The organism is Sphingomonas profundi (assembly GCF_009739515.1).
GTDB lineage: Bacteria > Pseudomonadota > Alphaproteobacteria > Sphingomonadales > Sphingomonadaceae > Alterirhizorhabdus > Alterirhizorhabdus profundi.
Genome location: NZ_CP046535.1, coordinates 4,527,907 through 4,538,634 on the forward strand (window position 1 = coordinate 4,527,907; position 10,728 = coordinate 4,538,634).

Here is a 10,728-nt window from a genome sequence, read left to right on the forward strand (position 1 = left end):
AACGGGATAGACGCTTCGGTCGCCGATCCCATTGTTGAAGATTACGGTAGGCGTCGAATTGGCGACGGCCATATGAGACATGGTCGTTACAACCGGCACGCCTAGTGGCGTAGTTTGATGGACGTCATTCTCTAAGGCCGGTCAAAGAGCTTGTTCCAGGCACGGCAACCGCGATGAAAATGACGTCATAGTGTAAATCTCGTCCGAGAGTCGATTGTCGCACAGAAACTGCTGTATGCTCTGCAACGGGTGTGTCAGGCCTGTGCGACGGCCCCATGATGGCGACGTTTGTGAGCACGTTGAGCTTACCGGCGGTATGCCCCCGCCCGGTCAGATTAGTAAGCAACACGCCGTGGACGCCGGCTGAGACCGTCACCCCATGTTTGAGCCGGCTGCCGAGCGGTGCGCCTTCACGTGCATGCTGAACCATCTGCTGGCAGAGCGGGATCCACAGGATCTGTTTGCAAAAGACGGTCTGCTCGACGAGCTGTAAAAGGCGATCTCGGAGCGAACGCTGGCGGCCGAACTCGACGATCATTTGGAGAAGAAAGGCGTTGAAGGCGCAATCAATCGGCGCAACGGTCGTTGCGAAAGACGGTGCTGACGGGCGCCTCAAAGGTGATGTTGGATATTCCGCGTGACCGCGCGGGCACGTTTGATCCAAAGCTCATTGCCAGATACCAGCGTCGCTTCCCCAACTTCGACGATGAGATCATCTCGATGTACGCCCGTGGCATGAAGGTGCGCGAGATCCGCGGGAACCTCGAGTAGCTTTACGGCATCGAGGTGTCGCCCGACCTGATCTCGACGGTCACCGATGCCGTGCTGGAGGCGGTCGCCGAATGGCAGGGCCGCCCCTCGATACCTGCTATCCGCTCGTCTTCCCCGACGCGATCCGGGTCAAGATGCGTGACGAAGGCTTTGTCCGCAATAAGGCGGTGTACATCGCGCTGGGCATTCAGCCTGACGGCACGAAGAAGGTTCCCGATATCTGGATCGAGCAGACCGAGGGCGCCAAATTCTGGCTCAGGGTTATGAACGAACTCAAGAACCGCGGTATCGCCGACATCCTGATCGCGGTCGTCGATGGCCTGAAAGGCTTCTCCGACGCGATCAACGCCGTCTTTGCCGAAACCATCGTTCAAACCTGCATCGTGCACCTGATCCGGAACGGAATGAGCTTCGCATCCTGAAAGGACCGCAAGCTGATCGCGCAGTGGCTTCGCAGCGTTTATCGCGCCAAGACGCCGGAGGCCGGTCTAGCGGCTCTGGAGGCGTTCGAGGAAGGCTATTGAGGAAAGAAGCACCCGGCCATCGCCCAGAATTGGCGGCGGCACTGGGATCAGGTCATGCCGTTCTTCGCTTCTCCTGAGGGCGTCCGCCGGATCATCTACACCATAAACGCTATCGAGGCTTTGAATTCGAAGATCCGCCGCGCCGTCCGCACCCGCGGCCACTTTCCCGGTGACGATGTCGCAACGAAGCTGCTATATTTCGTCCTCAACCGCGCGGCGGACGAATGGAAACGGCCGCTGCGGGAGTGGGGCGAGGCGAATAGCCAATTCGCCGTGATCTTCAACGATAGATTCTTCATCTGACGACAAAAACCGGCCTCCCGCATCAAAGTATCGGACACTCCCCTCACACCTGGCAACGTCGCCGACATCAGCATGGCTGTGCCGCTGTTGATCGCCGCCGCACCAGCCTGCCGCTTGATCACCGACAAGGCCTATGACGCCGACAGCTTACGCCGCTGGTTCGCTGAGCGACGCATCAAAGCCGTGATCCCGTCCACCGCTTCACGACGCACGCTCTATTTGCTCGACACACGCATCTACCGCCGCAGAATCGTCATCGAACGGCTCTTCTGCCGGCTCAAGAACTGGCGCCGCATCGCTATCCGATACGGTCGACATGCCACCAAGCACATAGCAGCTAGATCTCAATCGCCAGCGAGTGTCGTTCTCGGCTTATGCGGGTCCCCGCAACCACCGAAAACATCATAACTTCGCCCGTGAATGAAGCCGGGCGTCCAACCTTCTGGAAAAGCGGCAATCTGAAGATATTGAACACTCGGCCGCGCGTGTGGCTAGCGTTGAGTGTCAGCGCATCAGTCGAAAAGCTCTCCGAATTTCATCCACAAATGCTTGGGGTTGCTCCCAAGCCGCGAAATGGCCGCCCTTGGGCTGTTCGGCCCACGATACAAGATTCGAGTAGGTTCGCTCACCCCAGATGCGTGGCGGCTTGAAGAAATCGCCATGGAATATGCTAACCGCCGTCTGGAGCTCGACGGGCATCCAATGGAAATCCTTGCGGAAGCTCTCCCAGTAGAGTCTTGATGCCGATGTTGCGGTCCCTGTCAGCCAATAGAGCATGACGTTGTCGATCATCTCGTCAAGCGGGAACGGGACGCCATCGCTCCATTCGATCAGCTTCTCGTAGATCCAGGCTGCTTGGCCGACCGGTGAGTCCGAAAGCGAATAGCCAAGCGTCTGGGGGCGCGTACTCTGTTGAAGCGAATAGCCCGACAGCTCCTTTTGATAGTGTATCAGGTCGCTGATCGCGCTCAGTTCCGCTTCCTCGGGCTCACCATCTCCAATCGGAGGCGGAAAGAGAATAGGCAGGTTCAAGTGGATCCCCGCCAGCCCCTTCACGCCCTGGACGGCCATATGCGTGGCAACTCCCGCGCCCAGATCACCGCCTTGCGCGAACCAGCGATCATAGCCGAGCCCCTGCATGAGATCGGCCCAGATTCGCGCGATCTCCGGCAGGTCGCAGCCTGCGGCAGACGGGCGCTCGGAGTAGCCGAAGCCGGGCAGGGAAGGGATGACAAGGTGGAAGGCATCTTCAGCCTTGCCGCCGAAGGCTTCCGGATCGCTGAGCGGCCCGACGACGTGACGAAACTCCAGGATTGAACCCGGCCAGCCATGCGTGAGCAGCAGCGGTGTTGCGCCCGCGACAGGCGAGCGCACATGGAGGAACTGGATCTCGAGCCCGTGGATGGTGGCTTTGCTGTTGCCGTTGGCATTGAGCCAGGCTTCGCAAGCGCGCCAATCATAGCCGCCGGCCCAGCGATCGATCAGGCTTTGCATGGCCGCCAGCCGGACGCCCTGGCTCTCGTCTCCAACTGTCTCCCTGTCTGGCCAGCGCGTGGATCTCAACCGCGTCCTCAGGTCGTCCAGGTCGGCCTGCGGCACCGCGATCTTGAATGGCGTGATCATCTGGTCGCTCCGTTGGTGTTGATGGCGTTCGCCTGCTCACGCGCGAGACGAGCGAGGGGTTCGATCAGTCTGCTTACCCGATCAGCAGTGATGGAAGACGCAGTCCGCTGCGCGGTCCGGAGCCGTATGCCGTACAGGATCGATGCAAGGCGGTAGATCGCGAAAACGACATAGAAGTCATAATGCGGCAAATCGCTGCGCCTGGCGTTTGCGCAATACTGGCTGAGATACTCATCTTCCGACGGGAGGCCGAATTTGGCGAGATCGAGACCGTACAGCCCGGTCAGATAGTCAGGCGGCATGCGGTAGATCATGGCATGATGGGCAAAATCAGCGAGCGGGTTGCCGATCGTCGAAAGCTCCCAATCGAGCACCGCCGCTATCGTCGGCCCGGTCGGGTGAAAGATCATATTGTCGCAGCGGAAATCGCCGTGAATGAGCGCGATCTCCTCATCGTTCGGCAGGTTCGCTTTCAGCCAATCGGCTACCTGCGCGATGTCAGGCACCGCGCCGCACATCGTCTTCGTCGCTTCATAGGCCTCGGACCAACGACGCACCTGCCGTCCAACATATCCTTGACCAGGACCGAAATCGCCAAGGCCGATGTCGTCGAACCTAACGTTGTGAAGATCCGCGATCGTGCGGTTCATAGCGGCAAAATACTGTCGGCGGCTGCCCGGCGCGACCATCGGCAGGCTCGTTTCCCAGAATATACGACCCTCGACGCGGTCCATCAGGTAGAAACTCGCGCCCGCGATCGACGCATCCTCGCAGATGCCATGGGTGCGAGGGACAGGGAAACCCACTTTGTGAAGGGCCTGTATCACGCGATATTCTCGGTCGATCGCGTGCGCGCCGGTCACGAGGCTTCCGACCGGTTTCCGCCTCAAGACAAATGCGCGGCGCTCTGCTTCGACGAGAAAGGTCGGATTTGATTGTCCGCCGCGGAACTTACGGACTGCCGGCGTCCCCTCAAAGCCCGAGACATTCGCGCGCATCCAGGACGCGAGCGCCGCGACATCGAAACGATCATTGTCCGAAAGAGTGTGAATCAGCGTGCAATGTTGACCCCGTTCGGGGCTGATCGGCGTGCAAAATTGACCCCCCTGAACTGAGCGGTTCACGCCCGGCGCTTTGCGCAGGAGCGGTCGGGGAGAATGCTGGTCGTGGAGACGGTGGCGCGCATCCGGCGCGAGTTCTACGTCAAGGGTAAGAGCATCAAGGAGATCGTGCGCGACCTGCGGGTGTCGCGGAACACGGTGCGCAAGGTGCTGCGGTCCGGCGAGACGGACTTCTCCTACGAGCGGACGGTGCAGCCGCTGCCGAAGCTCGGGCCATGGTCGGCGGATCTCGAGCGGCTGCTGGAGGCCAACGAGCGCAAGCAGCGGCGCGAGCGCCTGACGCTGGTCCGGGTGTACGAGGAGCTGCAGGGGCTGGGCTACCGCGGCGGCTACGATGCCGTGCGTCGCTATGCCACGGCATGGCAGCGTGAGCGGTCGGCGGTCACGGCCGCGGCCTACGTGCCGCTGAGCTTCGCGCCCGGCGAGGCCTACCAGTTCGACTGGAGCCACGAGGTCGTCGTCATCGCCGGCGCGACGACGACGGTGAAGGTTGCGCACATGCGGCTCTGCCACAGCCGGATGTTCTTCGTGCGAGCTTATCCGCGCGAGAGCCAGGAGATGGTGTTCGACGCCCACGACCGGGCGTTCGCCTTCTTCGGCGGCGCCTGTCAGCGCGGCATCTACGACAACATGAAGACCGCGGTGGACGCCATCTTCGTCGGTCGTGAGCGGCGCTACAACCGCCGCTTCCAGCAGATGTGCGGCCACTACCTCGTCGAGCCGGTGGCGTGCACGCCGGCATCGGGCTGGGAGAAGGGCCAGGTCGAGAACCAGGTCGGGCTCGTGCGCGAGCGCTTCTTCACGCCGCGGCTGCGCTTCAGGAGCTACGACGAGCTCAACGCCTGGCTGCTCGACCGCTGCACCGCCCATGCCCAGCGTGCCGCGCATCCCGAGCTCAGGGACTACACAGTCTGGCAGGTGTTCGAGGCGGCCGACCAGCCTGCGCTCATCGCCTACCGTGGTCCCTTCGACGGCTTCCACGCCTTGCCGGCGGCGGTGTCGAAGACGCTGCTGGTCCGCTTCGACTACAACAAATACTCGGTGCACGCGAAGGCGGCGGGGCGCCCGGTCGAGGTGCACGCCTATGCCGAGCGCATCGTCATCCGGCAGGACGGCGAAGTCGTCGGCGAGCATGCCCGGCGCTTCGGGCGCGACCAAACGGTCTACGACCCTTGGCACTATGTGCCGGTCCTCGAGCGCAAGCCGGGTGCGCTGAGGAACGGTGCGCCCTTCAAGACTGGCCGCTGCCGGTGGCGCTGGAACGCGTCAGGCGGAGGCTGGCGGGCCATGCCGACGGCGACCGCCAGATGGTGGGCATCCTGGCGGCGGTGACGACGGACGGACTGGACGCCGTCGAGGCGGCCTGTGCCGAGGCGCTGGCCGGCGGCACCGTCAGCCGTGACGTCGTGCTCAACGTGCTCACCCGCCAGCGCCAGACCGCCGCGCCCGCCAGCATCGCCACGCCCGAGGCTCTGCGGCTCGCCCGCGAGCCCGTCGCCGACTGCGCCCGCTACGACAGCCTGAGGAGGCCTTATGGAACGTCACGCCATCCTGGAGATGATGGGAACGCTGAAGCTCGTCGGCATGCGCCATGCCTATGACGAGGTCGTCGCCGATGCCGTGAAGCGGCAGCACTCCGCTCAGCGCGTCGTCGGCGACCTGCTCAAGGCCGAGATAGACGAGAAGCAGGCCCGCTCCATCCGCTACCAGATGACGACCGCCAAGCTGCCGCTCGCCAAGGAGCTCGCCGACTTCGACTTCGCCGGCACCGGCATCAACGAAGGCCTGGTCCGCGATCTCGGCACGGGTGCCTTCCTCGAAGCGCAGCGCAACGTCGTGCTGGTCGGCGGCACCGGGACGGGCAAGACGCATCTCGCCATCGCCATGGGCCGTGCCTGCGTGCGGGGCGGAGCGAGGGTCCGCTTCTACAACACCGTCGACCTCGTGAACCAGCTCGAGGCCGAGGCCCGTGCCGGCGCCCCGGGCGCATCGCCGACCACCTGTCGCGGCTCGACCTCGTCATCCTCGACGAGCTTGGCTACCTGCCCTTCGCGCTCTCGGGCGGCCAGTTGCTCTTCCACCTCGTCAGCAAGCTCTACGAGCAGACCTCGGTGGTGGTGACGACCAACCTTGCCTTCGGCGAGTGGCCCACGGTCTTCGGCGACGCCAAGATGACGACCGCGCTCCTCGACCGGCTCACCCACCACTGCGACATCGTCGAGACCGGCAACGAGAGCTGGCGCTTCAAGAACCGCGAAGCCGCCTGAAACCCTTCCCCGGACCCCATCCCCAGGTTGACCCGGTGGGTCCACAGGCACCTCCACGGCCGTCACCGCCTGCGCTCGTGGCGGCGCGCGGCGCCGGCCGCGGGGCCCTCCTGTGGACTACCGGGACAACCCGGCTGCCATCAGAAAAGGGGGTCAAACTTGCACGCCGATACGGGGTCAACTTCCCGAGCCGATTGACAAAAGAGGGCTGGTGCCGGAGTTCAGCTCGCTCCGCTCAGACACTGGCCGGCTGACCGTGCTGACGTTTCAGCCGTTTCGCGATCGACCAGCGGTGAACCTCGGACGGTCCGTCATAGATCCGGAACGCGCGAAACTCGCGAAACGCCTGTTCGACTATCGTATCGCCTGTGATCCCGGTTCCGCCCAGCACCTGCATGGCGCGGTCGGCGATACGAAAAAGAGCTTCGGACACCCGGACCTTTGCCACGGACGATTCGTAAGTGCCCGTCCCCTCGCGTTCGAGGGCGGCCGCGCACCAGTCGATGATAAGTTCGCTCTCGGTCAGGTCCATCTCATTATCGGCGAGCATGTTGCCGACGCCCTCATGATCTATGATCGGCCTTCCAAACGCGTGGCACCGGCAGGCATAGTCGATCGCTATGTCCTGAACGCGTCGAGCGAGACCCCACCAGCGCATGCAGTGCGTCAGACGCGCCGGCGCGAGGCGAACCTGGGCATATTGAAATCCCTTGTCGACAGCTCCGAGGACGGCATCGTCATCGACCTCGACATCGTCGAGCGTCACAACCGCGTGCCCCCCAGGCATCGAACTGTCGAGTGTCGCGAGGACCCGCTCAGTTCGCATGCCCGCTGCGTCGGTGGGAACCAGAAACATCGTCGCACCGCCCCCGGTCCTGGCCATCACGATCGTGAAAGCCGAGCCGTCGAAGCCGGTGGCGAATGTCTTGCGCCCCCTTATCCGCCATGTCCGGTTCGAGGTCCGCTCGGCATACGTCGCCAGCATGGACGGATCGGACCCGGCCCCGCCATCCGGTTCGGTCATGAGGAATGCCGAACGCGTCAATCCCGCCGCCAAGGGCTTGAGGTATCGCGCCTTCTGGCTGTCGCTCGCCACCACGTCGAGGAGATGCATGTTTCCCTCGTCCGGCGCCTGGATATTGAGCGCGATTGGACCCAGGGGCGAGAAGCCGGCCGCCTTGAACACCGGCACCATATCGGAGATTGCGAGGCCGGTGCCGCCCCATTCCGGCCCAAGGTGCGGAACGAGGAGACCAAGCACGCGCGCTTTCCCCCTAATCTCCACGATCAATGCATTATTCGGTCCGTGCGGCCCACATCGCGGGTCCTGCTCGAGCGGCGCGATCTCGCTCCGCACGAAGGACGCGACCCGTTCTGCCAGGGCAGTGCTGGTCGACGAAGGCGCGATGGGGGCGGCACTGGTCATGACAAGCCTCAAGCCTCGGCAACGACGGTGTTGCGGATCAGGCCGACTTGCTCGATCTCAACCTCGATGACATCGCCTGGCTTCATGAAGATCTTCGGTTCGCGAGCGTTGCCGACGCCGGATGGCGTGCCCATCACCAGCAGATCGCCAGGCTCGAGCGTCATCGCCTGCGACAAGATCGCGATCGTCTCAGCTACGTTGAACACCATGAGGCTCGTGACGGAATCCTGCATTACCTGACCGTTGAGCCGGGTCTGGATCTTGAGGCCGTCCGCACCGGCCGGCAGCTCGTCAGCGGATACGAAGGCCGGACCGAACGGACCCGAGCCGTCAAAATTCTTGCCGACTGTCCACTGGATGGTCCGGAGCTGGTCGCGTGCAGCAGGTGGTCGACCTGCCCGTTCGGCGTGTTGCCCATGCCTGGGCTGGCTTGCGCACCTTCGCGCCCGACAGGTCGCCAGTGGCGGGCTTCGACGTCGACGCGCCGGGCTTCTTCTGGCTGGTCGGCCAGGGCGGCTACGGGATCCAGACATCCCCGGCGCTGTCGCGCTTCGCGGCGGCGTTGATCCGCGGCGATGACGTGCCGGCCGATCTTACCGCGGCCGGACTGACCGCCGCCGACCTTGGGCCAGCGCGCCTGGTAGCGTGAGGAGGGTGCGATGAGCGTCGAACTGAGGATTCTGAACGCAGCCGACGTCCGCGAACTTCTGCCTATGTCGGATTGCATCGAACTGATGGCGCCGACGATGATTGCGGTGTCTGCGGGCAATGCGGTGCTCCCCCTGCGCAGCATCATGAGCATGCCTGGCGACATCGGCGCGCTCGGCATCATGCCCGGCTATCTGGCGTCTGCCGGCATGTACGCCACGAAGCTCATCAGCCTGTTCCCGCGCAACGCCGGTAGTGACCACTCCTCGCACATCGGCATGCTGGTGCTGTTCGAGACCGGGCATGGTTATTCGGTCGGCATTCTCGACGCTGCGGAAGTAACAGCCATTCGCACCGCCGCCGCGAGCGCCCTCGCCACGCGTCTTCTCGCGCGCGCCGACGCGTCGATCCTTGCCATTCTGGGGACCGGTGAACAGGCGGCGCGCCATCTCGAGGCGATGCTGGTGGTCCGGCAGGTCAAGGAGGTGCGGCTCTGGGGACGAAACAGCGCAAAAGCGGAGCGACTTGCCGATGTCCTCCGCGATCGACATCAGGTCGCGGTTCGCGCCGTCGCCGATGTGAAGGATGCGGTGGACGGTGTGGATATCGTCTGCACCACGACGCATGCCGCGGAGCCGATCCTGCTCGGCGAATGGATCGGCCCCGGGACTCACCTTGATATCGTCGGATCGAGCATCCCTACCACCGCCGAGATTGACGGCGTATTGGTCGCCAAGGCGCGCTTCTTCGGCGACTATCGCAACTCCACACGCAATCAGGCCGGCGAGTTCCTGCGCGCGATAGATGCAGGCCTGATTACCGCTGATCACCTCCTCGGCGAGATCGGCGAAGTCGCCAGCGGCGCCATCCAGGGGCGGCTGAGCGATCGCGACATCACGCTCTACAAGTCACTCGGTATAGCAGCACAGGACGTAGCTGCAGGGCGTTTTGTACTTGATCGTGCCAAGCAATTGAAAGTCGGGGGGTAAATCACCTTAGCTAACAAAAATCGGCGGATGGTGGAGTTCCGGTGCGGCAGGCGGGCAGACCTTCGGGGTGAACATCGCCTGTACCCACAAGGCGCTGAACCGGCGGCGGCTGACGGCGACAATGGTCCCAAGCCGCCCCATGTCATCGGCGCAAGCTCGCGCTCGCTCGGGAGCTGACGCTGGCGACGCATATCCGCTTGCGGCCTGGTGGGCCGCTTGTCCACGCTCAGGTGCGCCGCCTCCGCCTGTCGTTCGGAAGGTCCTGCACGCGGCCGAGCAAGGCCAGCCGACGTGGCGAGCAGCCCGGCCGTTCGTCAAGCCTAGAACGCTCTAGCAGCCGCCCGTTGCAGCATTCCGTAAAGATCGCGCGGATCGTCGGGATCGGCCAGCATGTCGATCGGCTGGAAGAAGTCGGTGCCTTCGAGCTTGCCATGAACGTAGCGCAAAGCGGCGAAGTCCTCGATGGCGAAGCCGACACTGTCGAACAGCGTGATTTCGCGCGCATCGCGGCGGCCGGGCGCCTCGCCGCGCAGCACCCGCCAGAACTCGATCACGGGATAGGCGGCGTCCATCTGCTGGATCTCGCCCTCGATACGGGTCTGCGGCTCGAACTCGACGAAGGTGGTGGACCGCGACAGGATGTCTCGATGCAATTCCGTCTTGCCCGGGCAACAAGCTGCCCGACATAGGGCAGCCCGAACGAGGTGGCGGCGCAAGCGCCGACGGACAAGCGAAGGTCGTGCCCACCGATCGTCAGCGCCTTCGTGCCCTGCAACACAGCATAGAACATCGGCTGGAACATCGCGGGCGTCGGCCGCGTCGGATGCGTGCTCGACCACACCGTCAGGCGGGAGAGCGGCGTCGCGATGCCGTAGCTGCCCGGTTGGCGCGTGACGTAGGGCGCCACCGCATCGAGCAAGCGATCCACCGGAAAGGAGCGATCAGTCACGCGGCACCCTTAGCGATGATTGGCAGGATCAGGCAAGCTTTTGGCACGATCGGGAATGTCGTCGAGCATCCCGTTGCGTACCTCGAAGCCTTGATGAGGAGAACGCA

At 63.6% G+C, this 10,728-nt stretch carries 9 protein-coding genes and 4 pseudogenes; 6 read left to right on the forward strand and 7 right to left on the reverse strand.

Translation table 11 applies throughout. The features are described 5' to 3' along the window. Positions 1–124 precede the first annotated feature (124 nt). The gene (locus GNT64_RS21720; protein WP_197277447.1) at positions 125–538 is read right to left on the reverse strand and encodes a hypothetical protein; all 414 of its coding nucleotides are present in this window, start codon (positions 536–538) and stop codon (positions 125–127) included. On the opposite strand from GNT64_RS21720, the pseudogene GNT64_RS21380 reads away from it, so the two are divergent. Both GNT64_RS21380 and GNT64_RS21385 read left to right on the forward strand, forming a co-directional pair. Next, positions 419–1,598: pseudogene (locus GNT64_RS21380) on the forward strand (IS256 family transposase). The gene GNT64_RS21720 and the pseudogene GNT64_RS21380 sit on opposite strands and share 120 nt — an antisense overlap. A 21-nt stretch (positions 1,599–1,619) precedes the next feature. Beyond that, positions 1,620–2,006, forward strand: coding sequence for a transposase (locus GNT64_RS21385; protein WP_277873282.1), 387 nt, complete (start codon positions 1,620–1,622; stop codon positions 2,004–2,006). A gap of 96 nt (positions 2,007–2,102) precedes the next feature. Here the strand turns inward: GNT64_RS21385 and GNT64_RS21390 are convergent, their stop codons facing one another. Together GNT64_RS21390 and GNT64_RS21395 are read right to left on the reverse strand one after the other, a co-directional pair. Further along, complete coding sequence (locus GNT64_RS21390) at positions 2,103–3,221, reverse strand: epoxide hydrolase family protein (RefSeq protein WP_156681321.1); 1,119 nt, start codon at positions 3,219–3,221, stop codon at positions 2,103–2,105. After that, complete coding sequence (locus GNT64_RS21395) at positions 3,218–4,345, reverse strand: phosphotransferase family protein (protein ID WP_156681322.1); 1,128 nt, start codon at positions 4,343–4,345, stop codon at positions 3,218–3,220. The genes GNT64_RS21390 and GNT64_RS21395 overlap by 4 nt, the downstream gene beginning before the upstream one ends. A gap of 33 nt (positions 4,346–4,378) precedes the next feature. Here GNT64_RS21395 and istA point away from each other — a divergent pair. Both istA and istB read left to right on the forward strand, forming a co-directional pair. Continuing rightward, positions 4,379–5,943, forward strand: a pseudogene (istA, locus tag GNT64_RS21400) (IS21 family transposase). After that, positions 5,876–6,609, forward strand: a pseudogene (gene istB, locus GNT64_RS21405) (IS21-like element helper ATPase IstB). The pseudogenes istA and istB overlap by 68 nt, the downstream one beginning before the upstream one ends. Positions 6,610–6,844: 235 nt before the next feature. Here the strand turns inward: istB and GNT64_RS21410 are convergent. Together GNT64_RS21410 and GNT64_RS21415 are read right to left on the reverse strand one after the other, a co-directional pair. Beyond that, positions 6,845–8,035, reverse strand: a complete 1,191-nt coding sequence (locus tag GNT64_RS21410) for an acyl-CoA dehydrogenase family protein (protein WP_156681323.1) — start codon at positions 8,033–8,035, stop codon at positions 6,845–6,847. A gap of 8 nt (positions 8,036–8,043) precedes the next feature. Beyond that, a complete protein-coding gene (locus GNT64_RS21415) occupies positions 8,044–8,496 on the reverse strand; it encodes a fumarylacetoacetate hydrolase family protein (protein WP_231639606.1) in 453 nt (150 codons plus the stop codon). Between GNT64_RS21415 and GNT64_RS21725 the strand changes: the two genes are divergently transcribed. Next, a complete protein-coding gene (locus GNT64_RS21725; protein ID WP_231639148.1) occupies positions 8,412–8,684 on the forward strand; it encodes an FAD-dependent oxidoreductase in 273 nt (90 codons plus the stop codon). The genes GNT64_RS21415 and GNT64_RS21725 overlap by 85 nt on opposite strands. A 10-nt stretch (positions 8,685–8,694) precedes the next feature. Continuing rightward, positions 8,695–9,672: an ornithine cyclodeaminase family protein gene (locus GNT64_RS21420; RefSeq protein WP_156681325.1), complete on the forward strand. Its 978-nt coding sequence runs from the start codon at positions 8,695–8,697 to the stop codon at positions 9,670–9,672. Between the two features lie 320 nt (positions 9,673–9,992). On the opposite strand, the gene GNT64_RS21425 is transcribed toward GNT64_RS21420, so the two are convergent. Both GNT64_RS21425 and GNT64_RS22375 read right to left on the reverse strand, forming a co-directional pair. Continuing rightward, entirely contained in the window at positions 9,993–10,388 is a 396-nt protein-coding gene (locus GNT64_RS21425; protein WP_277873249.1) for a Rossmann-fold NAD(P)-binding domain-containing protein, read from the reverse strand. An 11-nt stretch (positions 10,389–10,399) separates the two neighbouring features. Beyond that, a pseudogene (locus GNT64_RS22375) lies at positions 10,400–10,474 on the reverse strand (hypothetical protein); the annotation flags it as partial. Positions 10,475–10,728 lie beyond the last annotated feature (254 nt).